Source organism: Cobetia sp. LC6 (assembly GCF_030264805.1).
In the GTDB taxonomy this organism is placed as follows: Bacteria; Pseudomonadota; Gammaproteobacteria; order Pseudomonadales; family Halomonadaceae; genus Cobetia.
Map to the genome: position 1 here is coordinate 82010 of NZ_JASSPL010000001.1, position 25243 is coordinate 107252.

Below are 25243 nucleotides of genomic sequence, written 5' to 3' on the forward strand. Positions count from 1 at the left end.
GTTGACTCGGTAGACGCTGTCTCCAAGGGCGTCGTGCTGATGATGGCCGGCGGGACGGGAGGGCATGTGATTCCGGCGCTGTCGCTGGCGCGTGCCCTTGCGGCGGCCGGTCACGAGATCCATTGGCTGGGCAGCCCGCGCGGCATCGAGAACCGTCTGGTGCCCGACGCCGGCTACCCGCTGCATCGGGTCGAGGTCGCGGGCCTGCGCGGCAAGGGGCTGGCGGGCTATGCGGCGATCCCGTTTCGTCTCGCGCGCGCCGTCCTGCAGGCAAGGCGCGTGATTCGTGAGCTCAAGCCGGTGCTGGTGGTGGGCCTCGGTGGCTTCGCCAGTGGTCCGGGCGGGCTCGCGGCGCGCCTTGAAGGCATTCCGCTGATCATTCATGAGCAGAACGCCATCGCGGGCCTGACCAACAAGGTGCTGGCGCGGATGGCGACACGTGTCTATGCCGCCTTCCCGGGCGCCTTCCCGCCGGCTCTCGGGGCTCAGGTGGTGGGCAATCCGGTACGTGATGAGATCGCCGACGTCGGCGCCGCCGGGCATACGACCGAGGCGGCAGGCGAGCGTGGGTTGCATCTGCTGGTGATGGGGGGCTCGCTGGGGGCTCAGGCGCTCAACGAGACGCTCGCGCCGGCGCTGGCCCTGCTGCCGGAAGCCTCGCGTCCCGTGGTGCGCCATCAGGCCGGACGTGACAAGCAGGAGGCGACCCTCGCCGCCTATCAGGCAGCCAGTGTCACGGCTGAGGTCAGCGAGTTCATCGGTGATATGGCCGAGGCCTATGCCTGGGCAGACCTCGTGGTCTGCCGCGCCGGCGCCCTGACCGTGGCCGAGCTGGCCGCGGCAGGTCGCCCTGCGGTGCTGGTGCCGTTCCCCCACGCCGTGGATGACCACCAGACCGTCAATGCCGCGGTATTGGTCAAGGCGGATGCCGCGCGCCTGATTCCCCAGAATACGTTGACTGCCGAGCGCCTCGCCGAGACGCTGGCAGAATTGCTCGACCCCAAGATACTCACTGGCATGGCCGCTCGCGCCCGCAATAGTGCGGAACTCGATGCGGTAGCGACCATGCTGGCAGGCTGCATGGAGACTCGCCTTGAACGCTAGCAATTCTGATCGCGGTGCAGGTATGCGCCGCATCCGTCGTATCCATTTCGTCGGCATCGGCGGTGTGGGCATGTGTGGTATCGCCGAAGTACTGGGCAACATGGGCTATGAGGTCAGCGGTAGCGATCTCAAGGAGTCCGCCGTCACGGTTCATCTGCGTGAGTGCGGCGTGCGTGTCGCCATCGGTCATGCGGCCATCAATGCCGAAGGCTCGGATGTGGTCGTGGTCTCGACCGCGGTGGACACCACCAACCCGGAAGTCGCCTGGGCGCGGGAGCATCGCATTCCCGTCGTGCGTCGTGCGGAGATGCTCGCCGAGCTGATGCGTTTCCGCCAGGGCATCGCGATTGCCGGTACCCACGGCAAGACCACTACCACCAGCCTGACCGCGACTCTGCTCGCGGAAGGCGGCATGGACCCGACCTTCGTCATCGGCGGCAAGCTGACCAGCGCGGGCACCAATGCCCGTCTGGGCGAGGGTGAGTATCTGGTCGCCGAGGCGGATGAGTCCGACGCCTCCTTCCTGCATCTGCAGCCGTTGATCTCGGTAGTGACCAATGTCGATGCCGATCACATGGCCACCTACGAGGGCGACTTCAATCGCCTCAAGGACACCTTCATCGAATTCCTGCACAACCTGCCGTTCTACGGTCTGGCGGTGCTGTGTATCGATGATGCCAACGTGCGTGAGCTGCTGCCGCGTGTTCAGCGTCAGTTCGTGACCTACGGCTTCAGCGACGATGCCGATTACCGCATCAGCGATTTCCGCCAGGGAGGCGGTCAGCTCAGTTTTACGGCGCTGCGTCCGGAAGGCCATGCACCGCTCGAGATCACCTTGGCGATGCCGGGTGAGCACAATGCGCTCAACGCCCTGGCGGCGATCGCCATCGCCACCGATGTCGGTGTCAGCGATGAAGCCATCGCTCGCGCGCTGGCAAGCTTTGCCGGTGTCGGTCGTCGCTTCCAGGTGCACGGAGAATTCGCGGCACCCAATGGCGAGCAGAGCGTGATGCTGGTGGACGATTATGGCCACCATCCTCGCGAAGTGGAGATGGTGATTCGCGCCGTGCGCGCCGGCTGGCCGCAGCGCCGTCTGGTGATGGCCTACCAGCCGCACCGTTATTCGCGCACCCATGATCTCTATGAAGATTTCGTGCGTGTGCTGTCCGAAGTCGACACCCTGTTGCTGCTGGATGTCTACAGTGCCGGGGAAGCGATGATTCCGGGCGCCGATGGCCGCTCGCTGGCGGGCTCGATCCGGCAGCGCGGCCAGGTGGACCCGCTGTTCGTCGAACACAAGCGTGCCTTGCCGGACCTGCTCAAGAACGTGCTGCGTCCGGGCGATATCCTGATTACCCAGGGGGCGGGTGATGTCGGTGGCATTGCGCTGGCACTGGCGGGGGCCGACCTCAAGCTTGACGAGGTGACGCTATGACCGTCTCTTCCTCCCCGTCTGGAGCGACAGGCGTGAATCCTGAGCTGGCCACGCGCTATGGACGTGTCGTGGTGCTGTTCGGTGGCCTGAGCGCCGAGCGCGAGGTGTCACTCAAGAGCGGTGCGGCGGTACTGGAGGCCCTGCAGGGCGCGGGCGTCGATGTGCAGGGCTATGACATGGCACATGGGTTGGCCGGTCTCGAGGCATTGCGGCCCGACCGTGTCTTCATCGCCATGCATGGTCGCGGCGGCGAAGATGGCACCTTGCAGGGAGCGTTGGAATTGCTGGGCATTCCCTATACCGGAAGCGGCGTGCTGGCCTCGGCGCTTGGCATGGATAAGCTGCGCACCAAGAAGCTCTGGGATATAGAGGGCTTGCCGACGCCACGCTCCTGTCGCCTGGCGGCGGATACGGACTGGCAGTCGGTGCTCGAGACGCTCGGTACCCCGGTAGTGGTCAAGCCGGTGCATGAGGGGTCGACTCTCGGTATCCATATTGTCGAGGACGCTCAGGCGCTACAGGACGCCTGGACGGATGCCAGCCGCTTCGATGCGGTGGTGATGGCCGAGCGTTTCATCAAGGGGCCGGAATATACGGTCTCGGTGCTGGACGGCGAGGTATTGCCAGCCATTCGTATCGAAGCGGATAGCGGTTTCTACGATTACGATGCCAAGTATCTCACCGATACCACTCGCTACCTGCTGCCCTGTGGTCTGAGCGCTGCGCGCGAGGCCGAACTGGCGACTCTCTCGCTCAAGGCATTCAACGTGCTGGGTTGCGAGGGCTGGGGCCGTGTCGATGTGATGGAAGATGCGGACGGCGCCTTCTGGCTGCTGGAAGTCAACACTTCGCCGGGCATGACCGATCACAGCCTGGTGCCGCAGTCCGCGGCACATGTCGGGCTCGATTTCGCCACTCTGGTGCTGCGTATTCTCGACACGACTCTTGCCGAGCAGGACGCAGACGATGCGTCAGTCGCTCAGCAGAGTGGTCATTGATCGATGGCGGCGCGTAGCACTACCGGTGCAATCTTCGGCCTCGTTCTCGGCCTTGCGCTGCTGGTCGCGGGCGGACAGGCATTGTGGACCTGGCTTGATCGTCCCATTGAGCGAGTCACCATCAAGGGTGACTTCGATCATGTCAGTGCTGCCTACCTTCAGCGTCATATTGCGCCGTTGATTCGTGGCCAGAGCTGGCTCTCCGTCCCATTGGGCGAGGTTCGGCGTCGCGCCTTGGCGATCGATTGGCTGAGTGAGGTCAGCATCTCGCGTCGCTGGCCGGATACACTTGAATTCGAGCTGTTTGAACAGCAGCCGGTCGCCTACTGGAATGATGGCGAATTGCTCAATGTACGCGGCGATGCCTTCCAGGCGGGCCCGGTGACGCAGCTGGGCAACCTGCCCAATCTGGCGGGGCCCAAGGGCAGTGGATCCGAAGTGCTGGCCGAGCTTGACGCGCTGCAGAGCCAGTTGGGCGGGCTGGGGCTCAATGTCTCCCAGTTGCGATTGGAGCCACGTGGCGCCTGGCGCTTTCAGGTCAATGATTCGGTGTGGGTAATGCTGGGTCGCAATGATCGAGAGGCGCGTCTGGCGCGTTTCATGGCGGCCTGGCAACGGCGTCTGGGTGATGAGGCGTCGCAGATCCGCTACATTGATCTGCGCTACCCCAACGGAGTGGCAGTGGCGTGGCATGGGGAGACGACGGCACTCGAAGAAGGCAAGGACAGTTGAGGCAAATGGCGACACTCACTACATGCTTCATTTGCGTGTGAGTATTAGCAAAATGGCGATATCGCCAGTTTCATTTGTCGTCAATCCCGCCTATTCTAGCGGGGATTTGCGCCCCTCGGTATTTTAGGCTGGTATGCCCCAAGTGGCTGCTCCTATACTGGGAAGTCAAATCCCTCTGTACGGGTTAAACGGAACGTAAACCCGTTCTGGGTGGTGCGGCAGACATGGTGTCTGTCAAAGCGCGCAATTATTTTCATGATGAACCAGAATCAAGGAGCTGGCCCGACCTATGGCAGGACATTCCAAATCACAGGATATGGTGGTCGGGCTGGACATCGGAACCTCCAAGGTAGTCGCGATCGTGGGTCAGCCGACCGATGATGGCGGTATCGAAATCGCGGGAATTGGTTCCCACCCTTCACGTGGCATGAAGAAGGGCGTGGTGATCAACATCGAATCGACCGTACAGTCGATTCAGCGCGCAGTGGAGGAGGCTGAGTTGATGGCCGGCTGCGATATCCACTCGGTATATGTGGGCATCGCCGGCAGTCATATCAGTTCGATGAATTCCGATGGTGTCGTGGCAATCAAGGATCGCGAAGTGACGCCGTCTGATATCGAACGCGTGATCGACTCGGCGCGCGCTCGAGCGATTTCTGAAGGTCAGCGCATTCTTCACGTGCTGCCGCAGGAATATGCCATTGATCGGCAGGAAGGTATTCGCGAGCCGTTGGGCATGTCCGGGGTGCGTCTTGAGGCGCGCGTTCACCTGGTCACTGCCGCACTGAATGCCGTGCAGAATATCGAGAAGTGCGTGCGTCGCTGCGGGCTCGAAGTCGACGACATCATTCTCGAGCAGCTCGCCTCGAGTCATGCGGTTCTGACCGAGGATGAGCGTGAATTGGGTGTGTGCATGGTGGATATCGGCGGTGGTACCACGGATATCGCCGTCTTCACCGAAGGTGCCATTCGTCATACGGCTGTGATCCCCATCGCGGGTGATCAGGTCACGAATGACATCGCCATGGCGCTGCGCACACCGACGCAATATGCAGAGGAAATCAAGGTCAAGTATGCCTGTGCTCTGACCCAGCTGGCCTCCAGCGACGAGACGATCAAGGTGCCGAGTGTCGGTGACCGACCGGCACGTGACCTGTCCCGTCAAGCGTTGGCAGAAGTGGTCGAGCCCAGGTATGAGGAACTGTTCACCCTGGTCCGCGATGAATTGCGTCGCAGTGGCTATGAAGATCTCGTGGCTGCGGGCGTGGTCCTGACGGGTGGAACGTCACGCATGGAAGGTGTCGTTGAGCTGGCGGAGGAGATCTTCCATATGCCGGTTCGCATCGCTTGCCCGCAAAATGTGCGTGGACTGGCGGATGTGGTCCGCAATCCGATTTATTCCACGGGTGTGGGTTTGCTACATTATGGGATGAAACAGGAGCGGCATACGCCATCCTCGACTGCGGTCGCGGTGCGCAGGGAGGAATCTGCCGCACGACGCGTTCACGGCCATGAGCACGACACCTCCACGCTGGAGCGGATCAAGGGCTGGTTCAAGGGAAATTTCTGACAGGGATTACAGAAAGACTGTGATCCAGGAGACAGGGCATATGTTCGAACTGGTAGATAACGCACCCTCCAGCAGCGCGGTCATCAAGGTGATCGGTGTTGGCGGCGGCGGTGGTAACGCCGTCAATCACATGGTCGAGAGCAACATTGAAGGCGTCGAGTTCATCTGCGCCAACACCGATGCTCAGGCGCTCAAGCGCGTGGCCGCCAAGACTGTCCTTCAGCTGGGCAGTGAAATCACCAAGGGGCTTGGCGCTGGCGCCAACCCGGAAGTGGGTCGCCAGGCGGCGATGGAAGATCGTGAGCGTATCGTCGAGCTGCTGCAAGGCGCCGACATGGTCTTCATCACCGCTGGTATGGGGGGAGGTACCGGTACCGGCGGTGCTCCGGTCGTGGCGCAGGTCGCCAAGGAACTGGGTATCCTGACCGTGGCCGTCGTCACGCGTCCGTTCCCGTTCGAAGGGCCGCGTCGTCAGAAGGCGGCGGAGCAGGGCATGAAGGAGCTCTCCGAGCACGTCGACTCCCTGATCACCATCCCCAACGAGAAGCTGCTGTCAGTGCTGGGCAAGAGCGCCAGCCTGCTGAGCGCCTTCAGCGCCGCCAACGACGTGTTGCTGGGGGCCGTACAGGGGATCGCAGAGCTAATCACCAGCCCGGGCATCATCAACGTCGATTTCGCCGACGTGCGTACTGTCATGTCCGAGATGGGCATGGCGATGATGGGGACCGGTGATGCCATCGGCGAGAACCGTGCTCGTGAAGCCGCCGAGAAGGCCATTCGCAGCCCGCTGCTCGAAGACATCGATCTGCACGGCGCGCGCGGTATCCTGGTCAACATCACGGCAGGCCCGGACCTCTCCATCGGTGAATTCAACGATGTGGGTGCCACCGTGCAGGAGTTCGCTTCTCCGGACGCCACCATCGTGGTCGGGACGTCCATCGACATGGACATGACCGACGAGCTGCGTGTCACTGTCGTGGCGGCCGGGCTTGACGGTCGCGTCGAGAAGCCGGCGGCGCGTGAAGCGGCACCGGCCAAGCGTACCGTCGAGAAGCCGGCGGACTACCGCAGTCTGCAGACGCCGACGGTCACCCGTCAGGCCAAGGAAGAGCAGGAAGCGGCAGCCAAGAAGTCGGAACCGCGCAAGTCGCGTGATATGGATGACTATCTCGATATCCCGGCCTTCCTGCGTCGCCAGGCTGACTGATGCGCACTGACTGACACGTCATTGACGCTCATGTGCCAGTCGGCACGAGGCTGAGATGACACGGCTCATCGTGAGTCTGACTTCACCCATTCGGGGCTTCCCGGGTGGGTGAAGTCGTTTCCGGGGTAGACAAAAGGGGCTTTCGTCACCGGCGCGGGGAGTGCTGCCTGTGCATCACAAGTGCATCCGCCAGTGCCGTGGGCGCGTAAGGAAGGGAGGTCTTTAAGCTGTCTTGCACATTGATTATCGTTTTATGGCAGTACGAGTGAGAACTGTTTGGTGATTGCGTGTTCATACTCAGCACGAGGCCAGCAGGCGCGCGGGCAAGCCTCAATGGTGCTCGAAAGGCAATGTTGAATTTCCCTAGCAGCGGCAGGTGACAATTTGTTGAATTCCTGCATTGCTGTTATCATGAACACTGTTTCCAAATTCAGGCTGACTGGCTATCTCCCTATGATTCGACAAAAAACACTCCAGAATACGATCCGCGCCACAGGCGTTGGTCTGCACTCAGGTGACAAGGTTTACCTGACGCTGCGTCCCGCTCCGGTCAACACCGGTATCGTCTTCATCCGTACCGATCTCGAGCCGCAGGCTCATATCCGTGCCGATGCGATGAGCGTCCGTGACACCACCATGTGCACCGCCGTCTCCAATGGTGAAGCCAAGGTGACGACCGTCGAGCACCTGATGTCCGCCTTCGCAGGCCTGGGCATCGACAACTGCTTCGTCGAGCTGTCCGCGCCGGAAGTGCCGATCATGGACGGCAGCGCCGGTCCGTTCGTCTTCCTGATCCAGTCCGCTGGTATCCAGGAGCAGTCGTCGCTCAAGAAGTTCATCCGCATCAAGCGCGAGATCGAAGTGCGTGATGGTGACAAGGTCGCGACCTTCCTACCGCACAACGGCTTCAAGGTGTCCTTCGCCATCGACTTCGATCACCCGGTGTTCGAGCAGCAGAAGCAGACCACCACGGTCGACTTCTCCACCACCTCCTTCGTCAAGGAAGTGTCTCGAGCGCGTACCTTCGGCTTCATGCGTGATCTCGAATTCCTGCGCTCCCAGAATCTCGCGCTGGGCGGAAGCCTCGACAACGCCATCGTCGTCGATGACTACCGCATCCTCAACGATGAAGGCCTGCGTTACGACGATGAGTTCGTCAAGCACAAGGTGCTGGACGCCATCGGTGATCTCTATCAGCTGGGTCACAGCATCATCGGTGAGTTCCGTGGCTACAAGTCCGGCCATGGTCTCAACAACATGCTGTGCCGCGCACTGCTGGAAAATGCCGACAGCTACGAGATCGTCACCTTCGAGAACTCCGATGCGATGCCGATTTCCTACGCCTCTCCGGCGCTTGCCGTCTGAGTCGAGGCCAATGACATCTGCGAAAGCTGCAAGACGAGGTACTTCAGAAGAAAAGCACTCAGAGAGACAGTACGAGCAGAACACTGTGACCTAGCCCGTCCAGCCTGACAGCACTGCTCCGGCCTTAGCCAGCCGGAGATGGAAACGACAACAGCCGCGCCGCCCAGAAGGGCGGCGCGGCTGTTTGCATGCAGGACAAGAAATGTTTGAGTTGGCTCAGGGCGTCTCGGCGTCGTCGCTCGAATCCGATGCGTGGGCCGCCAGTCGCTCCAGGGCGAGACGCAGACGCTCGTCGCGGGTATGGGAAGCGCAATCCAGCAGATGTTCCGCGGCGGCCTCTGGCAGGTGGCGTGGCTGGCGTGCGGGCACGAAAGCCGGACGAATCGGGCGGACCTTGAAGGCCAGGCGGGCGAGGGTGGCGAGCTCTGGCAGCTCGCGCAGCACACTGATCAGGCGACGCTGCTCATAGCGCAGCCAGGTCAGCCAGGAGGCGCGGCTGGTGATCAACGTCAAGGTGTCATCGTGATAGCCGCCGACGAAGACCTGTTCCTGCATGTCCTTGGGCAGTGCAGCACGCAGGTGCAGCTGGGCCTGCTCGAGCATGCGTGCCTGGCGCATGACGCTGCCAAGTTGCCCCTTGCCGTTCAACAGGCGCGCCGCGGGCTGGGCGCGGAAACGCTTAGCCTTTATACTCATGGGCTTGCATGCCGGTTCAGTGATTTCCGGCAATCTATCATGAGCGGGAGTCCGGCAACAGCATGAGCCCTGTCGATGCCACAGCACGCCCTCGTGCGTTACCGGATTCCGGTAGCGGCGCTTCGCGTCGCTGGTCGGTACGCACGGCCCCGCGCTGGCTGCTGGCAGGTCTGCTGCTCAGCTGTCTGTTCCCCGCTGGACTGAGCGCGGCGCAGGTCGAGCGCGTCAATCTGACACTGGCCAGCATCCAGTTGCTGGCACCCGCGGTGATTCGTGCCGAGAGTCGCCGTCAGGGGCTGCGCTGTCTGCGCAAGCGGGTGCGTCGTGCGCCCCAGGCCAGTCCCAACCTCCCGCGACAGCGCTCCTTCGTTTCCTGCACACGCGTCCTGCTGCGTGGCCTCGTCAACGCCATCGCGCCGCGTGCGCCGCCCATTCTGTCCTGACACCCCGTTCATCGTTCGCGCCGCGGATGGTGAGGTTCGTTTTTTCTTTCGAGCGTAATGCCTGATGGGCCCCGGGCCACATCGAGCTGCCTGTCATCGTGTTTGGCGGCAGCGCTTGAGTGTCATGATATGTGAAGCCGTGCCCCGGCCCCGGGGCACGTACAAGGACAGAATATGCTGGGTAAATTCCTGACCAAGGTAGTGGGTTCCAAGAATGATCGCGAAGTGAAGCGCCTGCGCAAGCGGGTCAACGTGATCAATGCGCTCGAGAGCGAGCTTGAACCGCTCTCCGATGAGGCGCTGACAGCCAAGACCGCGGAATTTCGCGAGCGTCTCGCGCAAGGGGAAAACCTCGACAAGCTGCTGCCGGAAGCCTTCGCCACCGTGCGTGAGGCCAGCAAGCGCATCATGGGCATGCGTCATTTCGATACCCAGATGGTCGGCGGCATGGCGCTGCACGAAGGCCGCATCGCCGAGATGAAAACCGGTGAAGGCAAGACGCTGGTGGGAACGCTTGCGGTCTATCTGAACGCACTGACCGGCGAAGGCGTCCATGTGGTGACGGTCAATGACTATCTGGCCACCCGTGATGCCAACTGGATGCGTCCGCTGTATGAATTCCTCGGCCTGAGTGTCGGTGTCATCTACTCCGGCCAGCCCAACGAAGACAAGCGCGCCGCCTATCAGGCCGATATCACCTACGGTACCAACAACGAATACGGTTTCGATTACCTGCGCGACAACATGGCCTTCTCGCTGGAAGACAAGGTCCAGCGCAAGCTGCACTTCGCCATCATCGATGAGGTCGACTCCATCCTGATCGATGAGGCGCGCACGCCGCTGATCATCTCCGGTCCGGTGGAAGAGAATACCGACCTCTACAAGATCATCGATCGTATGGCGCGCGAGCTCGAGCAGTGCAGCGATGAGGAAGATCCGGAAAGCGGCGACTTCACCCTCGATGAGAAGCAGAAGCAGGTCGAGCTGACCGAGTTCGGTCACCAGAAGGTCGAGGCGCTGTTGCGTGCCCAGGAGCTGCTCGGGGAGGAGGATTCCTTGTATGCGGCCCAGAACCTGAGCCTGCTGCACCACGTGCACTCTGCGCTGCGTGCCCAGAACCTGTTCGTGCGTGACGTGGATTACATCGTCAACAACGGCGAAGTGGTCATCGTCGATGAGCACACCGGGCGTACCATGGTCGGTCGTCGCTGGTCTGAAGGCCTGCACCAGGCGGTCGAGGCCAAGGAAGGCGTTGCCATCCAGAAGGAAAGCCAGACGCTGGCATCCACGACTTTCCAGAATTACTTCCGTCTCTACGACAAGCTGTCCGGCATGACCGGTACGGCCGATACCGAGGCTTTCGAATTCCGTCAGATCTACAACCTCGACGTGATGGTCATCCCGACCAACAAGCCCATCGCGCGCAAGGACATGAATGATCTGGTCTATCTGACCGCGGAAGAGAAGTTCAACGCCATCATCGAGGATGCCCGCGAGAAGGTCGCGGAAGGTCGTCCGGTGCTGGTGGGTACCGCCTCGGTCGAGACCTCCGAGCTGCTGTCGCAGATGATGCACAAGGCGGGCGTCAAGCATCACGTCCTGAACGCCAAGCAGCACGTCAGCGAGGCCGCCATCATCGCCCAGGCGGGTCGTCCGGGCGCCGTGACCATCGCGACCAACATGGCCGGTCGTGGTACCGACATCATGCTGGGCGGCAACTGGGAAGCCGAGCTTGCCGAGCTGGAAGCGCCGACCGAAGAGCAGATCAACGAGATCAAGCATGGCTGGCAGGAGCGTCACGAAGCCGTGCTGGCCGCGGGCGGTCTGCACGTGATCGGCTCCGAGCGTCACGAATCACGCCGTATCGACAACCAGCTGCGCGGTCGTGCCGGTCGCCAGGGTGACCCGGGCTCCACGCGCTTCTTCCTGTCGCTGGAAGACAGCCTGATGCGCCTGTTCGGCTCTGACCGCGTGCAGCGTCTGATGGGCGCGCTGGGGCTCGAGAAGGGTGAAGCCATCGAGCACAAGATGGTCTCCAATGCCGTCGAGCGCGCGCAGAAGAAGGTCGAAGGTCGCAATTTCGACGTGCGCAAGCAGCTGCTCGAATACGATGATGTCGCCAACGACCAGCGCAGCGTGATCTACGAGCAGCGCAACGACATCCTCGAAGCCGACGAGATCGCCGAGAACATCGCCGGCATCCGTCGCGAAGTGCTCGATGACGCCATTTCCCTGCGTGTGCCGCCGCAGAGCCTGCCGGAACAGTGGGACCTGCCGAGCCTCGAGAACGACCTCAAGACCGACTTCAACCTCGACCTGCCGCTGGTGCAGTGGGCGGAAGAGGATGAGCACTTCCATGAGGAAACGCTGCGCGAACGCCTGCAGGCCGCCCATGAAGCGCTTTATGCCGACAAGGTCGAGGCCGTCGGCCCTGAGCTGATGCGTCGCTTCGAGAAGCAGGTCATGCTTCAGGTGCTGGACACGCGCTGGAAGGAGCACCTGCAGGCGATGGACAACCTGCGTCGCGGTATCCACCTGCGCGGCTATGCCCAGAAGAACCCGAAGCAGGAATACAAGCGCGAAGCGTTCGAGCAGTTCCAGACGCTGCTGGTCAACATCAAGTCCGACGTGGTGCGCATCCTCAGCCACGTGCAGGTGCGTCGTCAGGAAGAGGTCGACACGCTGGAAGAAGAGCGTCGTGCCAATCTCGAGCGCGAGCAGGCCGGTGCCGAAACGCGCCGTGTCGATGAAGATGCGGTCAGTGAAGACGGTGTCCAGGCGGCGGAAGAAGTCGTTGAGGCACAGTACGGTTCGCAGCCTCAGGGTCAGGCCGATGGCGAGCCGATGCGCCGCGATGTGCCCAAGGTCGGCCGCAACGACCCGTGCCCGTGCGGTTCCGGCAAGAAATACAAGCAGTGCCACGGCAAGCTGAGCTGACACTGCGCCAAACAGTCTCCCTGCGAGTCACGTCGATTCGGCTCGCAGGGGGCAGTTGTCACAGAACACCATGATTGGAGACGTGAGCGATGGCGGTAGGGCCTTCCACTTTTCCCGCTGACATGCCGGCGATTGCCGGTTGTCAGATCGGGGTTGCTGAAGCCGGTATCAAGAAGCCGGGTCGTCGTGATCTGGTGATCATGGCCCTCGAGGCAGGGTCGCGTCTTGCAGGCACTTTCACCCGCAATGCCTTCTGCGCGGCGCCGGTCCATGTCGCACGTGAGCACCTCACGGCAGGCGTCGAAGGGCCGCGTTATCTGGTGATCAACACCGGCAATGCCAATGCGGGAACCGGCGAGCAGGGCATGACCGATGCTCGCGCGACCTGCCAGGCCCTGGCGGAGATCGCTGGCTGTGATGCCCGGGCAGTGCTGCCGTTCTCGACTGGCGTGATCGGCGAACCCTTGCCGATGGATCGTCTGACGGCGGCGTTGCCGGCAGCCTTTGCCAACCTGGGCGATGGCGACTGGTCAGCCGCCGCGCATGGCATCATGACCACCGATACGCGGCCCAAGGGCAGCTGGCGGACACTGACGCTGAGCAATGGTGAGACAGTGACGCTGGCAGGAGTCTCCAAGGGCTCCGGCATGATCTGCCCGAACATGGCGACCATGCTGGGCTTCGTGGCCACCGATGCTGATCTCGCCATCGATCAGGCGGCTCTCGATGCCATGCTGCGCCGGGTGGTGGTAAAGAGCTTCAACAGCATCACCGTCGATTCCGATACTTCCACCAATGACGCCTGCATGCTGGCTGTCACGGGGCAGGCCGGGCGTGTCGAGGGTGAAGACCTGATCGCGTTCGAGGCCGCCCTGGCGGAGGTCATGCTCGAGCTGGCTCAGGCCATCATTCGTGATGGTGAGGGGGCGACCAAGTTCGTCACCATCGAGGTCAGCGAGGCGCGTTCACAGGAAGAGGCGCGTGCCGTCGGCTTTACCGTCGCGCACTCGCCGCTGGTCAAGACAGCCCTCTATGCCAGCGACGCCAACTGGGGGCGCATTCTGGCGGCCGTCGGACGTGCGCCGCTGGAAGAGCTGGACGTCACGGGTGTCGCGATCACGCTCAATGGCGTCACCATCGTCGAACAGGGTGGCCGTGCCGACAGCTACACCGAAGCCGCCGGCAGTGCCGCCATGGCCGAGGAGGAGCTGGTGATCGGCATCCGCCTGGGACGTGGGCAGCAGGAAGCGCGCATCTGGACATCGGATCTGTCCCACGATTACGTCTCGATCAACGCTGATTATCGTAGCTGACGCCCCAGGGCGGAGGCTTACGCTGAAACGCTAATGCAATATCTCCCGCAGGCTTCGCCTCTTGGGGCGAAGTCGGATGTACAACGCGAGTCAAAGGTACAGGCATCATGCCCAAGCGAAGGGTTCACGTGGCGGCTGCCGCCATCTTAAACGAACAGGGCCAGGTCCTGATTGCACGTCGTCCCTCGACGGTGGATCAGGGCGGCTTGTGGGAGTTTCCGGGTGGCAAGCTGGCGCCTTACGAAACCGGTCTGGAAGCGCTCAAGCGTGAGCTGTGCGAAGAGCTGGGCATCGAGATCATTCGTGCTCAGCCGCTGATCCGTATTCATCACGAATACCCGGACAAGCACATTCTGCTGGATGTGTGGGAAACGCGTCAGTTCACTGGTGAGCCCTTTGGTCGTGAAGGGCAGGCAGTGCGCTGGGTCGAGATCGAGGATCTCTACAAGTACGCTTTCCCGGCGGCGAATCTGCCGATTCTGCGGGCGGTCTCGCTGCCGCGCGAGTATCTGATCACGCCGGAAGAGACCGATGAGGACGTCTTCGAGACGCGTCTGACGCGTGCGCTGGATGAGGACGGCGTGCGTCTGGTCCAGCTGCGCGCCAAGGAGCTGGACGAGGCGGCCTATATCGCACGTGCCGAGAAGGCGCTGGCGATCTGTCATGCGCGTGGTGCCCGTCTGCTGCTCAATGCCGAACCATCCATGCTCGACAAGGTCGACGCGGATGGTATTCACCTGACCAGCGTGCGTCTGGCAGGGCTGGCGGAAAAGGGCGAGCGTCCGATTGCTACCAACAAGTGGCTGTCCGCCTCCACCCACGATCAGCAGCAGCTGGATCAGGCCGGTCGTGTGGCGTGTGACTTCGTGTCACTGTCACCGCTGCGTGTGACGCCATCGCATCCGGAGCGCCCGCCGCTGGGCTGGCATGACTTCCAGGGGCTGGTCGAGCAGGCGTGCATGCCGGTCTATGCGCTGGGCGGCATGTCCCGCTATGACAGCGATCACGCACGCGCCGTCGGTGCCCAGGGTATCGCCTCGATCCGTGATTTCTGGAAGTGATGATCGCGCGTTGATGGCAGCTGCCTGAACGACAAAAGACCCTCGAGGCTAGCCTCGAGGGTCTTTTTTGTTGCTTGGCATCTTGGTTGCCGAGCATCTTGAGTGTCGAGCTTGAGTCAGTCTGAACCAGCAGGGCTCTCTCGAGCGCTACTGCTGATTCATGTCGCGTTCCATGCGCGCCACCATCTCGTCGATACTGGTCTCATCCATGGCAGGCTCACCGGCGATACTGTGGGATTCATCCGCCCAGGCGCCAAGATCCAGCAGTTGGCAGCGCTTGCTGCAGAAGGGGCGAAACTCGCTGGCGGCACTCCATACCACGTCGGTACGGCATTGCGGGCAAGCGACGGTCAATGGTGTCTTGCCATTGTGGGAAGCGGTGGCATCAGACATGAGGGGTGTCCTGAAACGGTGTGTGGGGGGCGCTCAGTGATCGGTAGTAGGCATCCATGGCCACTACCTGTTCACGAAGATGCGCCTGGCTTCCGTCATTGTCGATGACATCGTCGGCCTTGGCCAGTCGTGTCTCGCGTGGCAGTTGAGCCGCGAGGATGGCGCGTACCTGCGCTTCGCTGACACCATCGCGGCTCAGCGTGCGCGCCAGCTGCACATCCTGGCTGACATCCACCACCAGGGTGCGTGAGACGAGGCTGTCCTGGCCGGATTCGAACAACAGGGGAGAGACCAGCAGGCGATAGGGGCCGGTCATGGCAGCAAGGTGCTGTACGATCCGTTCCCGGATTCGCGGATGGGTGCAGCGCTCCAGCCACTCGCGCTCCTCGGGGGCAGCGAAGATCCGCTCACGCAGCGCGGCGCGGTCAAGCTCGCCCTGTGCCGTGACGATCGACTCGCCGAAGTGGGCGATGATCTCGCCCAGAGCGGCCTCGCCGGGACGCACGATCTCGCGCGAGACATCGTCGGCATCCACCCACTGGATGCCCAGCTCGCCGAACAACCGCGCGACGCTCGACTTGCCGCTGCCGATACCGCCGGTCACCCCGACGATGGGGCCCTGGGTTGGAGAGGACGTCGTCATGCGCCGATCACGCTCAGGTAGAGGCTCATCAAGGGCGTGCCAAACAGCAGAGCGATCCAGCCGGCAACCGCCAGGTAAGGCCCGAAGGGCATCGGTGCGCCACGCAGGCGCGGTACCAGCAGTTGCAGCAGGATGCCCAGTACGGCCCCGAGACCAGCGGACAGAATCAGCAACAGCGGCAACCACTGCCAGCCGAGCCAGGCGCCGAGAGCGGCGAGCAGCTTGAAGTCACCGTAGCCCATGCCTTCCTTGCCGGTGACCAGCTTGAATAGCCAGTAGAAGCTCCACAGCACCAGATAGCCTGCCATCGCGCCGATGACGGCGCTGGGCAGCATCAGAGGCTGGAACAGCAACTGATAGGCGAGGCCTGCCCACAGCAGTGGCAGGGTGATGGCGTCTGGCAGTAGCTGGGTGCGGAAGTCGATGACCGACAGCACCAGCAGGGTCAGGCAGGCACCGAAGATCCACAGGCTCTGTGCCTCCAGGCCGTAGATCAACGCGATGGACGCACCAAGTGCGCCACCGGCCAGTTCCACCAGCGGATATTGCGCACTGATGCGCGTATTGCAGCTGGCGCAGCGACCACGCCGTTTCAGCCAGCCGAGAATGGGCAGGTTGTCGTGCCACTTGATCGGCGTGTCACAGCCCGGGCAGCGTGATGCGGGCACCAGCAGATTGAAGCGCGGTGTGTCCTCGGCTTCCAGCTCCAATGCCTCGCGGGCTTCAGCGCGCCATTGGCGCATCATCATCACGGGCAGGCGGGTGATGACGACATTCAGAAAGCTGCCGATCAGCAAACCGAATATACCGGCCAGGCAGGCCTGCAGGGTGGGGGAGAGTTGGGCGAGTGATTCCACGAGTCGTCCTTGTCAGTAAATGACACGGCCGCGTCCCTGAGGTGGCGCGGCCGCTTGGCATGAAAGCATCTTTCGAGTGCAGGCCGCGCTCTAGATCGCGTTGCCCAGCTCGAAGATGGGGAGATACATCGAGACCACAAGCCCGCCCACCAGGGTGCCTAGCACCACGATGATCAAGGGCTCCAGCAATGAGGTCAGTGCATCTACCTTGTTGTCGACATCTTCTTCGTAGAAATCTGCCACCTTGTTGAGCATGGCGTCCAATGAGCCGGATTCTTCGCCAATCGCTACCATCTGTACTGCCAGTGTCGGAAACAACTGCGTATTGCGCATGGCGAAATTCAGCTGCTGGCCGGTAGAGACATCTTCCTTGATCTGGGCAATGGCACGCTCGTAGACCTTGTTGCCTGAGGCGCCGGCGGCAGTATCTAGCGATTCCACTAACGGAACCCCGGCCTGGAAGGTCGTGGCCAATGTGCGTGAGTAACGAGCGACAGACGATTTATCCAGGATATCGCCGAGCACCGGTACCTTGAGCATGAAGCGGTGACTGGCGTAGGCAAACTTGTCAGAGCGTTTGATGCCTTGCGCAATGAGTACGACGGTCAGGATTATCGCGCCTAAAGCAACATACCAGTAATTCTGCGCGTACTCCGACAAGGTGATCGTCAGCTGGGTAAATGCAGGCAGCTCTGCGCCGAAGCCCTGGAAAAGACTTTCAAACTGCGGGACTACCTTGATCAAGAGGATGGCTGTTACCCCGATCCCGACGCCGATCACGGCGATAGGGTAATACAGGGCTTTCTTGACGCGCGCCTTGAGAGAATCAATCTTTTCTTTATAAGTTGCGACGCGGTCGAGCATCTTGTCCAGGGCACCAGCTTGTTCGCCAGCTTCGACCAGATTGGCAAACAGGTTATCAAAGTGCTGGGGGTGTTTGCGCAAGGCTTCCGAAAAGCTGGCGCCTGCTCCCACCTGATTCATCATGTCTTCGACCAGATGGCGCATACCTGGACTCTTCATGCTTTCAGCCACGATGCCAAATGCCTGCAATACCGGCACGCCAGCACGGATCATGGTTGCCATCTGACGGGCGAACATGGTGACATCCTTGCCATTTACCTTCTTGCTGCCGCCAAACAGGGAGGACTTCTTGCGCAGGCGCTTGACCACGATCCCCTGGCTAACCAGCGTGTTCTTGACCTGGTCGACGTTGGCCGACATCAGCTCGCCCTTGACGTTTTCACCGCGCGAGTTCTTGCCCGACCATTGCCAGGTCTCAATGCCCGCTTTTTTCTTGTCTTTCTTGGCAGTTCTGGGAGTTGCCATGTCAGTTATCGTTCCCTGATAAATGGGGAGCAGGCATTGAAGGTCGAGCCATGATCAATGCCTGGGTCTTCTTGTCTTCAATGTGCCTGATGGCTGAGCAAAAGTCAGCTATCTGGCGTATTGATCACTGTCAGCCGCCATGGATAACCGTGACATGCGTGGCCTGCAACAGTGACTCAGTCCTTGGTGATGCGATTGACTTCTTCCAGTGAGGTCATGCCCGACATCACCTTGCGCAAGCCGCTACGTCTCAGGTCTGAAAGCCCTTCCTTGCGTGCCTGGTCTGCCAGCTCGATGGCGGTGCCCTCACGCATGATCAAGCGGCTCATCTCATCCGAGATCGGCATGACTTCATAGATGCCGACTCGCCCCTTGTAACCCAGCGTGCATTGACTGCAACCGACCGGGCGGAATATGGTTGCGGCCTCGAGTTCTGCTGCGCTGAAGCCATTGTCTTCACTGAAGCCCATCGAGGCCATCGCCTCAGGCGGAATCTCTGCGGGCTGACGGCAGTGGGTGCACAGGCGACGCGCAAGGCGCTGAGCGATGATCAACGAGACGGAACTCGCGATATTGAAAGGGGCAATCCCCATGTTGCTCAAACGTGTCAGCGTTTCAGGTGCTGAGTTGGTGTGCAGGGTAGAAAGCACCAGGTGGCCGGTCTGTGCAGCCTTGACAGCAATCTCGGCGGTTTCCTTGTCACGAATCTCCCCCACCATCACCACATCAGGGTCCTGGCGCAGGAAGGCGCGCAGGGCCGAGGCGAAATCCAGGCCGATCTTGGGCAGTACGTTGACCTGGTTGACGCCTTCTACCTTGAGCTCGACCGGGTCTTCCGCCGTCGAGATATTGCGCTCTGGGGTATTGAGGATATTCAAGCCGGTGTAGAGCGTCACTGTCTTGCCGCTACCGGTCGGACCAGTGACCAGAATCATGCCCTGTGGCTGATCCAGCGTCTTCTCGAACATGGCGCGCTGTTCGGGTTCGAAGCCCAGCGCTTCGATGCCCATCTTGGCCGAGCTGGGGTCGAGAATACGCAGCACGATCTTCTCGCCATACACGGTAGGTAGTGTATTGACGCGGAAGTCGATGGAGCGGGACTTGGACAGCCGCAGCTTGATTGCGCCATCTTGCGGCAAACGGCGCTCGGAAATATCCATACGCGACATGACCTTCAAGCGTGCCGAGATACGGTTACGCATATTGAAGGGCGGCCGAGTATTCTCGATCAACATGCCGTCGATACGAAAACGAATGCGATAGGTGGATTCGTAGGGCTCGAAGTGGATATCCGAGGCGCCACGCTTGATGGCATCCAGCAGTACCTTGTGAACGAAGCGCACGACTGGTGCATCATCACTGCTGGCCGTGATGGCCATGTCGTTTTTGTTATCTTCTTCGCTTTCGAAATCCAGTCCATCGAGCGCTTCACCATCTTCGCTCAGCAGGTCCATGGCGCTTTCTTCGCCGGCTTCCAGGTACTGCTCCAATGCCGGCGTCAGCTGGTCGGCAGCGACCAGCACACTCTCGATCGACAAGCCGGTGGCAAACTGCAGCTCATCAAGGTGCGTGAGCGTTGAGGGTGAGGGCACACCGACGGTCAGCCGATGCTCACGGCGATAGAGTGGCAGTACACCCAACTTGCGCAGGACCTTCTCGGGCAGCTCATCAATGGAAGGCAGCGAGTCGATACGAAGGGCATCGAGGTCCACATACGGTAGGCCGTATTCCCAGGCGGCCGCCAATGTAGCCTCACGCGCCGGTACCAGACCGTGCGCGATGATATGCAGCAACAGGCTTTCCCCTGCCTCATTGGCCTCCCGTTCAGCCAGCAGTGCTGCCTGTGGTTCGAGCAGGCCAGAGTCGACCAGTCGGGCGGCAAATCCTTTTAGCGTGTGTTCTGACTGGGGCATGACACTCTTCCTGTTGCAGTTGCCTATGGGCCTACTTTCGCTGCTTCTAACGAGAAACAGGTGCTGATGCGCTGTGCGTGAACTGTGGTGCGGCAAGCCATCGTATTACAGACATCATCTTGCAGAAGAGTGTAGCTGGATTGCCTTGCGCTAGGAATGGCGCATTCGTGACATGAGAAGGGGATAGAGTTTGCGGAGGGAGGTAGCCAAACGCTGGTGGGGCGGGAGTAACGTTGAAGAGAGCCTGAATCTCGATCACAAAGTTTTTGTGTTCGTTGCTTGCAATGTCACCGAGTGTAATCTATTGTAACAGTCAAGCAGCCGTCAGCGCCGCCAAGAAAGCGTCTTGCGACATGGCAATGGCACCTGAACTGTGGCTGTGGTATCACTCGTCCCGTCCGGTCGACACCCCGTGATATCAAGATGTTATGCTGACGAAGATGATGTTGGGAATATTGGAATAAACGCCCATACTGACATTCTTCTGTAACATCCTGCTGGTCAGGGAAGGTAACCGGGGTTTCAGGACGTACGACCTGATCTCACTACGCAAAGGCAAGGGAGTCACACCATGACACGCAAGCAACAAGCTGGTTTCACATTGATCGAGCTGATGATCGTTGTGGCGATTATCGGTATTCTGGCGGCCATCGCGATTCCACGTTATCAAGATTATGTAGCTCGTTCTCAAGTCACTGAAGCGATCAATCTTGCCAGTGGTCTGAAAACTTCGGTTGCAGAAATTTATGCAAATACTGGTGATTTGGATGGCATTAATAGCGAAACAAATGGTATCCCTGCGGCTGCTTCCGTTACAGGTGCTTATGTTTCGAGGGTAGCAGTCGCTAATGGTGTTATTACAGCAACTATGGGTAATGATGCAAATGCGGTTCTGACTGAAGAAAATGCTAATACTGTAGTGCTGACACCTGACGATGATAGTGCTGGTTCAATAGTCTGGGATTGTACTGCTTCTACTGTCGCTGATCAGTATCTTCCGCAGAACTGTCGCTGATCATTATCTCCTGCAGAACTTTCGTAATAAATATGATCTTTTACTAATTACACTGGACCGCCCTCCATCTGGGGGCGGTTTTTTATGCAAGAGTTTTATATCCTTTGATTTAATAAAGCGCTTCTTCTTCCTCCACCACATCCTTTAGCAGCTCCAGGAATAGCTTGTCCGCATCGGAGTGTTCTGCCGGGTCTTCCGGGATATGGATGCTGGTAGTGTCAGAAATCTCGTTGGCGATGATAGCCAGCACTGTTTGCTCATTCTTTCCTTGTTCTGCCCCTTCCTTGAGGCGCGCTCGCGCCACGACCAGTGACTGCTCGAGGATCTTCGGGTCTTGCAGCAGCTTGCGGATGAAGCCCTTCAGTTCACTGATGATGCGTGTCTTGTGCATTTCGCCGGATGCGTTGCTCATGGCGTGCTCCTTGTCTGGTGGATGTCTGTCTTTGTTCGAGGGTGAATTCTGGTCCTGGTGACTTTGACTTGAGCTCTCTTGAACGCTCTTGAGCGATGAGGGGCCGGCCCAGGTCTGCCTCTGAAGTTCAGGTTGCCATGCCTGCCTTTGCCTGCAGTGTAACCCACACGTCAGCGCTGGTGGATATGTGACATCACCCCAATCTCCAGCTTGCCAAACCACTCAAGCCCTTCTGCCAGGCGTTCCATCTCGGCGATTGTTGCGTTGCGTGTGTCAGCGTTGTGGTTACATTGCTGAGCCCTTTCCGAGGCGGCTTCCGTAGCACAGCCCGGCAGCTCCAGCAGGATATCCACATGCGGGGCTGACGAGGCGGTGTCAGCAGGCGTGGTAGCATGGTTGACGTAATGCAGGGTGAGGCCGCTGCGCGCCTGCCAGAGAGGCGACTGCTGCCAGCATTCATCGAGTGTGGCGATGATGTCGCTGCGCAGGGGAAGTGGCTGCTGCAGCGTGGGCTGCGCCAGGCTTGCCTGGGCGAGATGCGAGTCATCTTCAGGGTCGATGTGATAGATCACGTCACTGAGCTGAGGGAATTCGGCCTTGAGGCGAGTCACGGCATGATGGCCGATGGCATGACCTTCCGAGACGCTGATGCGTGGCGCGACCAGCAGGTGGACTTCGAGCACGATACGGCCGGCCAGCGTGCGGCTGCGCAGGTCATGCGCGCCACGTACCTCCGGCAGTGACAGCAAGCACTCACGCATGGCGTGTTGCTGTTCGCGTGGCAGGGCGGTGTCGATCAGTTCCCGGGAGGCCTCCCAGGCCAATGAAGCGCCGATCTTGCCCACCATCACGCCAACTACGACCGCCGCGATACCATCCAGCCAGCTGGCCCCCAGCTGGGTGCCGATCAGGCCGATCAGCACCACCACGGTGGAGAGTGCATCGCTGCGCGAGTGCCAGGCGTTGGCTTCCAGCAGCTTGGATTTCTGCTTGCGTGCGACCTTCAGCGTAGCGCGAAAGATACCTTCCTTGCCGAGCAGCGAGATGATCGCGATGCCGATGCCCAGCGCGCCGGGAAGCGGAATGGTCAATGAGCCGAACATCAGCTCCCAGCTGCGCAAAATGCCTTCCCAGCCTATTGCGCCCGCCACGGCCAGCAGCAGGCTGCCAAGCACCAGGGTGCCGAGCGTCTCGATGCGTTCATGCCCCCACGGATGTGAGCGATCCGGCGCCTGGCGGCCGTAGTGAGTCGCCACCAACACGAAGGCATCTGTCACCAGGTCTGACAGGGAATGGATGCCATCGGCGATCAGTGCCTGCGAGCCGACCATCTTGCCGATGACGAGCTTTGCGACCCCCAGCACGCCATCCAGCGCCGCGCCGATCAAGGTGATGCGCTGTGCTTCACGTTTGGCGCTTGCCGTGCTGGCGACTTCTACGGGTGACGATTGAGGCATGGGAAGGCTCGCTCAAAGGGGAGTCGGGTGCGTCATGAAGTCAGCGCCTACTACTGCATAGGGCTGGAGTCAGCGCACGCAGCTGTCTTCAGAGATCTCGCCGCTGGGGCGCAGGCGCCGCGCGAGGCTGTCAACGCCGATATTGAGTGTGGCGGTGAGCACCAGCAAGGCAAATGCCTGATCAAACATCAGATATTCGAAGCTCGAGTCGATATGGAAGCCCAGCGTTACCACCCCCAACATGCCGAGAATGGCCGTCTCACGAATGATGGTCTCGGCGCGGTAGAGCAGCAGCGCGAACATGCCGGGGGCGACACGCGGGTTGAGCTCATAGAGCCAGCATTCGAACTTGCCCTGCGGGCGGCTGGGCGGTAATTGAATCTGGTTGGCATGGCGAGCACACAGAAAGGCGATGATCGCGCCGTTGTGCAGCGCCAGCGCCAACCAGGCGGGCAGCAGGGAAGGCCCCAGCAGCAACAGCAGAATGAAGGCCAGAATCAGCTCCGGCGTGGTGCGCAGGAAGATCAGCAGGCCGTTGGTCGAGTGCTGCGAGAGGCGGTTGCCCACATGACGGCTGGCCAGCGGCCATAGCAGCATGGCGATCAGCAGACTGCCGGCGGTGCCCAGCAGGCCGAGCAGCAAGGTATTGCCGATGGCGGGTAGCAGATCGGGCAGGTGACTCGCCCACTGCAGCAGGCCTGTCGCAAACTCGCCCGAGGTCAATGTCTCAAATGATGCATTGACCAGCGGTGCCGGCCAGATGTCATGACTGATGAAGCGCCACAGCAGGGTCGGGCTGACATCGGGCCATGGTCCCAGCCACCAGAGGCTGACAATGGCCAGTACCGGTAATGCCCGACGGTGCCCCCACCATGGGAGCGTGGCGATCAGCAGATAGAAGATCCACAGCAGAGCGCCCGCCTCGGCGTAACGGCCCTCGCGAAAGGCGCTTTCCAGATAGAAGCCCAGCGTGGGCAAGCCGACGAAACCCAGCAGGACACTGGCGCGCAGTCCGCATTCGAAGCGATAGCGGGTGTAGCTGGCCATGCGCCGCCACGCCATCGGCAGTTCAGCATACACAAAGCGCATCGCGCGCGAGCTGGCAGAGGGCAGCGCCTTGAGCGGCGCCTGTGGCAGTTGTTCGAGAATCTCGGCATAGACCTTGGCGAAGGTCGCTGCATAGGGAATCGTGATCGCCGCCAGCGCCGTGGCGGCCGATAGCCCGAACACCTGCAGCAACAGCAGTGCCCAGAACAGCTCGTGCACCGCACGCAACCCGGCGCAGACACCCCGCAGCAGGCGCGAACGAGAGTAGACCAATGCCAGCGGCAGCCCGATCAGTGCGCCCAGCAGGGTGCCCCATAGCGCGAAGGCGATGGTCAGGATCAGAGCGTGCAACGGGGATTCCAGCGCGCCGGGAGCCGGCGATGCCAGACCCGCCAGCATGCGGCCCAGCTCCTGCCAGGGATCTCGCGAGGTAACGGAGAGATCGGCGAAGGGCACCAGTACCAGCATGGCGATGACCAGACCACCACCGAGGCGCAACAGGCGCGCACCGTCACTGCGTGCCTGCCACCAGCGAGGGGGACGACGTAGCTCTGCCGTCATGGTGGAGGGGTCAGCTGACATCGGATGACTCGCGGGTCGCCGCAGCGGGGTACAGGAAGTCCAGGTCGGCGGGCGTCAGTCCGTCGGTCGCGACATCCAGCAGCACCTGACCTTGACTATGGCCCATGCCATCAGTCTGCTTGCCAAGCCCGATCACGCGCGTGAAGTGAGTGAGTGCCAACTCGCGCTGATGAAGTGCTACCACGCTGGTAGTGTGACGAGCATGAATCAGCTGGATCAGCTGGCTGGCCTGATGCGGGTCCACGCTTGCGACTGGCTCGTCGCCGAGGAACAGATCATGGCCCTGATAGAGCGCGCGTGCGATGGCGACACGCTGGCGCTGACCGCCGGAAAGCGCCTCGACGGAGCGCTCCATCAGGCCGGCGATACCCAGCGGTTCGCACAGTTCGGCGACCGCCTGCCAGTGAGCCGGTTTCGGGCGCAGCAGATTGAACAGGTTGGTCAGCCGTGAGTGCTGGTCCAACCGGCCCATGAAGATGTTGTGGTAGACCGACAATTGCGGCACCAGTCCCTGGCGTTGAGGGCACCAGGCGGCTGCTACGTCGCGCTGTTGCAGCGCGGCGCGCAGGGCTTCCAGCAGCGTGGACTTGCCTGCGCCACTGGCGCCGAGCAAGGCGATGCGCTCGCCCGGCAGGAGACGAATATCCAGATCACGCAGGACCACCTCGGCGCCATGGCCGAGGTGGTCCTGCGAAAGGTGCAGCAATGGAGAGGGTGTTTCCTGGGTCATGAGC

The 25243-nt window shown here is 61.1% G+C and carries 22 protein-coding genes; 12 read left to right on the top strand and 10 right to left on the bottom strand.

Features of this window, described 5'->3' with window-relative positions; all coding sequences use genetic code 11:
- The first annotated feature begins 42 nt into the window (after positions 1 to 42).
- The 7 genes from murG to lpxC all read left to right on the top strand — a co-directional run bounded on the left by murG (position 43) and on the right by lpxC (position 8411).
- A complete protein-coding gene (gene murG, locus QQF40_RS00400) occupies positions 43 to 1104 on the top strand; it encodes an undecaprenyldiphospho-muramoylpentapeptide beta-N-acetylglucosaminyltransferase (RefSeq protein WP_175088393.1) in 1062 nt (353 codons plus the stop codon).
- A gap of 22 nt (positions 1105 to 1126) precedes the next feature.
- Entirely contained in the window at positions 1127 to 2539 is a 1413-nt protein-coding gene (murC, locus tag QQF40_RS00405; protein WP_175088392.1) for a UDP-N-acetylmuramate--L-alanine ligase, read from the top strand.
- A complete protein-coding gene (locus QQF40_RS00410; RefSeq protein WP_439329794.1) occupies positions 2536 to 3537 on the top strand; it encodes a D-alanine--D-alanine ligase in 1002 nt (333 codons plus the stop codon). The genes murC and QQF40_RS00410 overlap by 4 nt, the downstream gene beginning before the upstream one ends.
- A 3-nt stretch (positions 3538 to 3540) precedes the next feature.
- Positions 3541 to 4269 (top strand): cell division protein FtsQ/DivIB, encoded by a 729-nt coding sequence (locus QQF40_RS00415; protein ID WP_175088317.1) that lies wholly within the window; start codon positions 3541 to 3543, stop codon positions 4267 to 4269.
- A 289-nt stretch (positions 4270 to 4558) separates the two neighbouring features.
- Positions 4559 to 5839, top strand: a complete 1281-nt coding sequence (ftsA, locus tag QQF40_RS00420) for a cell division protein FtsA (protein ID WP_077371694.1) — start codon at positions 4559 to 4561, stop codon at positions 5837 to 5839.
- Positions 5840 to 5879: 40 nt separating this feature from the next.
- Positions 5880 to 7046, top strand: coding sequence for a cell division protein FtsZ (gene ftsZ, locus QQF40_RS00425; protein ID WP_175088316.1), 1167 nt, complete (start codon positions 5880 to 5882; stop codon positions 7044 to 7046).
- Between the two features lie 453 nt (positions 7047 to 7499).
- Positions 7500 to 8411: a UDP-3-O-acyl-N-acetylglucosamine deacetylase gene (lpxC, locus tag QQF40_RS00430; protein WP_054555085.1), complete on the top strand. Its 912-nt coding sequence runs from the start codon at positions 7500 to 7502 to the stop codon at positions 8409 to 8411.
- Positions 8412 to 8627: 216 nt separating this feature from the next.
- On the opposite strand, the gene QQF40_RS00435 is transcribed toward lpxC, so the two are convergent.
- Entirely contained in the window at positions 8628 to 9107 is a 480-nt protein-coding gene (locus QQF40_RS00435; RefSeq protein WP_175088315.1) for a DUF721 domain-containing protein, read from the bottom strand.
- Between the two features lie 62 nt (positions 9108 to 9169).
- Here QQF40_RS00435 and QQF40_RS00440 point away from each other — a divergent pair, with 62 nt between their 5' ends.
- The 4 genes from QQF40_RS00440 (at position 9170) to QQF40_RS00455 (ending at position 14861) form a co-directional block, all read left to right on the top strand.
- Positions 9170 to 9550, top strand: coding sequence for a hypothetical protein (locus QQF40_RS00440; protein WP_043332488.1), 381 nt, complete (start codon positions 9170 to 9172; stop codon positions 9548 to 9550).
- A gap of 174 nt (positions 9551 to 9724) precedes the next feature.
- Complete coding sequence (gene secA, locus QQF40_RS00445; protein ID WP_285460108.1) at positions 9725 to 12487, top strand: preprotein translocase subunit SecA; 2763 nt, start codon at positions 9725 to 9727, stop codon at positions 12485 to 12487.
- An 89-nt stretch (positions 12488 to 12576) separates the two neighbouring features.
- On the top strand, positions 12577 to 13800 hold the full coding sequence (gene argJ, locus QQF40_RS00450) for a bifunctional glutamate N-acetyltransferase/amino-acid acetyltransferase ArgJ (protein WP_285460109.1): 1224 nt from the start codon (positions 12577 to 12579) through the stop codon (positions 13798 to 13800).
- A 107-nt stretch (positions 13801 to 13907) separates the two neighbouring features.
- The gene (locus tag QQF40_RS00455; protein WP_285460110.1) at positions 13908 to 14861 is read left to right on the top strand and encodes a Nudix family hydrolase; all 954 of its coding nucleotides are present in this window, start codon (positions 13908 to 13910) and stop codon (positions 14859 to 14861) included.
- 147 nt (positions 14862 to 15008) lie between these two features.
- Here the strand turns inward: QQF40_RS00455 and yacG are convergent, their stop codons facing one another.
- From yacG to pilB, 5 genes are all read right to left on the bottom strand, one after another.
- Positions 15009 to 15254, bottom strand: a complete 246-nt coding sequence (gene yacG / locus QQF40_RS00460) for a DNA gyrase inhibitor YacG (RefSeq protein ID WP_285460111.1) — start codon at positions 15252 to 15254, stop codon at positions 15009 to 15011.
- On the bottom strand, positions 15247 to 15897 hold the full coding sequence (coaE, locus tag QQF40_RS00465) for a dephospho-CoA kinase (RefSeq protein WP_285460112.1): 651 nt from the start codon (positions 15895 to 15897) through the stop codon (positions 15247 to 15249). The genes yacG and coaE overlap by 8 nt, the downstream gene beginning before the upstream one ends.
- A complete protein-coding gene (locus QQF40_RS00470) occupies positions 15894 to 16754 on the bottom strand; it encodes a prepilin peptidase (RefSeq protein WP_285460113.1) in 861 nt (286 codons plus the stop codon). The genes coaE and QQF40_RS00470 overlap by 4 nt, the downstream gene beginning before the upstream one ends.
- A 90-nt stretch (positions 16755 to 16844) precedes the next feature.
- Positions 16845 to 18083 carry a type II secretion system F family protein gene (locus QQF40_RS00475; RefSeq protein WP_175088309.1) on the bottom strand — a complete coding sequence of 413 codons (1239 nt, stop codon included), beginning with the start codon at positions 18081 to 18083 and terminating at the stop codon, positions 16845 to 16847.
- Positions 18084 to 18259: 176 nt separating this feature from the next.
- Positions 18260 to 19996 (bottom strand): type IV-A pilus assembly ATPase PilB, encoded by a 1737-nt coding sequence (gene pilB, locus QQF40_RS00480; protein ID WP_285460114.1) that lies wholly within the window; start codon positions 19994 to 19996, stop codon positions 18260 to 18262.
- A gap of 571 nt (positions 19997 to 20567) precedes the next feature.
- Here pilB and QQF40_RS00485 point away from each other — a divergent pair.
- Positions 20568 to 21011 carry a pilin gene (locus QQF40_RS00485; protein WP_285460115.1) on the top strand — a complete coding sequence of 148 codons (444 nt, stop codon included), beginning with the start codon at positions 20568 to 20570 and terminating at the stop codon, positions 21009 to 21011.
- Positions 21012 to 21120: 109 nt separating this feature from the next.
- Here QQF40_RS00485 and QQF40_RS00490 read toward each other — a convergent pair whose 3' ends face one another.
- The 4 genes from QQF40_RS00490 to QQF40_RS00505 form a co-directional block, all read right to left on the bottom strand.
- Complete coding sequence (locus QQF40_RS00490) at positions 21121 to 21423, bottom strand: hypothetical protein (protein WP_285460116.1); 303 nt, start codon at positions 21421 to 21423, stop codon at positions 21121 to 21123.
- A gap of 170 nt (positions 21424 to 21593) precedes the next feature.
- Positions 21594 to 22880, bottom strand: coding sequence for a cation diffusion facilitator family transporter (locus QQF40_RS00495; RefSeq protein WP_285460117.1), 1287 nt, complete (start codon positions 22878 to 22880; stop codon positions 21594 to 21596).
- Between the two features lie 69 nt (positions 22881 to 22949).
- Positions 22950 to 24509, bottom strand: a complete 1560-nt coding sequence (locus QQF40_RS00500; protein WP_285460118.1) for an ABC transporter permease family protein — start codon at positions 24507 to 24509, stop codon at positions 22950 to 22952.
- Entirely contained in the window at positions 24499 to 25239 is a 741-nt protein-coding gene (locus QQF40_RS00505) for an ATP-binding cassette domain-containing protein (protein WP_285460119.1), read from the bottom strand. The genes QQF40_RS00500 and QQF40_RS00505 overlap by 11 nt, the downstream gene beginning before the upstream one ends.
- Positions 25240 to 25243 lie beyond the last annotated feature (4 nt).

What these genes read in the sequence shown, in the direction of transcription:
- coaE (WP_285460112.1), bottom strand. Translation starts at nt 15,897, where the DNA reads ATGACGACGTCCTCTCCAACCCAGGGCCCCATCGTCGGGGTGACCGGC.
- QQF40_RS00495 (WP_285460117.1), bottom strand. Translation starts at nt 22,880, where the DNA reads ATGCCTCAATCGTCACCCGTAGAAGTCGCCAGCACGGCAAGCGCCAAA.
- QQF40_RS00505 (WP_285460119.1), bottom strand. Translation starts at nt 25,239, where the DNA reads ATGACCCAGGAAACACCCTCTCCATTGCTGCACCTTTCGCAGGACCAC.
- ftsZ (WP_175088316.1), top strand. Translation starts at nt 5,880, where the DNA reads ATGTTCGAACTGGTAGATAACGCACCCTCCAGCAGCGCGGTCATCAAG.
- QQF40_RS00415 (WP_175088317.1), top strand. Translation starts at nt 3,541, where the DNA reads ATGGCGGCGCGTAGCACTACCGGTGCAATCTTCGGCCTCGTTCTCGGC.
- murC (WP_175088392.1), top strand. Translation starts at nt 1,127, where the DNA reads ATGCGCCGCATCCGTCGTATCCATTTCGTCGGCATCGGCGGTGTGGGC.
- QQF40_RS00475 (WP_175088309.1), bottom strand. Translation starts at nt 18,083, where the DNA reads ATGGCAACTCCCAGAACTGCCAAGAAAGACAAGAAAAAAGCGGGCATT.
- argJ (WP_285460109.1), top strand. Translation starts at nt 12,577, where the DNA reads ATGGCGGTAGGGCCTTCCACTTTTCCCGCTGACATGCCGGCGATTGCC.
- yacG (WP_285460111.1), bottom strand. Translation starts at nt 15,254, where the DNA reads ATGTCTGATGCCACCGCTTCCCACAATGGCAAGACACCATTGACCGTC.
- QQF40_RS00410 (WP_439329794.1), top strand. Translation starts at nt 2,536, where the DNA reads ATGACCGTCTCTTCCTCCCCGTCTGGAGCGACAGGCGTGAATCCTGAG.
- lpxC (WP_054555085.1), top strand. Translation starts at nt 7,500, where the DNA reads ATGATTCGACAAAAAACACTCCAGAATACGATCCGCGCCACAGGCGTT.
- QQF40_RS00485 (WP_285460115.1), top strand. Translation starts at nt 20,568, where the DNA reads ATGACACGCAAGCAACAAGCTGGTTTCACATTGATCGAGCTGATGATC.
- pilB (WP_285460114.1), bottom strand. Translation starts at nt 19,996, where the DNA reads ATGCCCCAGTCAGAACACACGCTAAAAGGATTTGCCGCCCGACTGGTC.
- murG (WP_175088393.1), top strand. Translation starts at nt 43, where the DNA reads ATGGCCGGCGGGACGGGAGGGCATGTGATTCCGGCGCTGTCGCTGGCG.
- QQF40_RS00500 (WP_285460118.1), bottom strand. Translation starts at nt 24,509, where the DNA reads ATGTCAGCTGACCCCTCCACCATGACGGCAGAGCTACGTCGTCCCCCT.
- QQF40_RS00440 (WP_043332488.1), top strand. Translation starts at nt 9,170, where the DNA reads ATGAGCCCTGTCGATGCCACAGCACGCCCTCGTGCGTTACCGGATTCC.
- QQF40_RS00490 (WP_285460116.1), bottom strand. Translation starts at nt 21,423, where the DNA reads ATGAGCAACGCATCCGGCGAAATGCACAAGACACGCATCATCAGTGAA.
- secA (WP_285460108.1), top strand. Translation starts at nt 9,725, where the DNA reads ATGCTGGGTAAATTCCTGACCAAGGTAGTGGGTTCCAAGAATGATCGC.
- ftsA (WP_077371694.1), top strand. Translation starts at nt 4,559, where the DNA reads ATGGCAGGACATTCCAAATCACAGGATATGGTGGTCGGGCTGGACATC.
- QQF40_RS00435 (WP_175088315.1), bottom strand. Translation starts at nt 9,107, where the DNA reads ATGAGTATAAAGGCTAAGCGTTTCCGCGCCCAGCCCGCGGCGCGCCTG.
- QQF40_RS00455 (WP_285460110.1), top strand. Translation starts at nt 13,908, where the DNA reads ATGCCCAAGCGAAGGGTTCACGTGGCGGCTGCCGCCATCTTAAACGAA.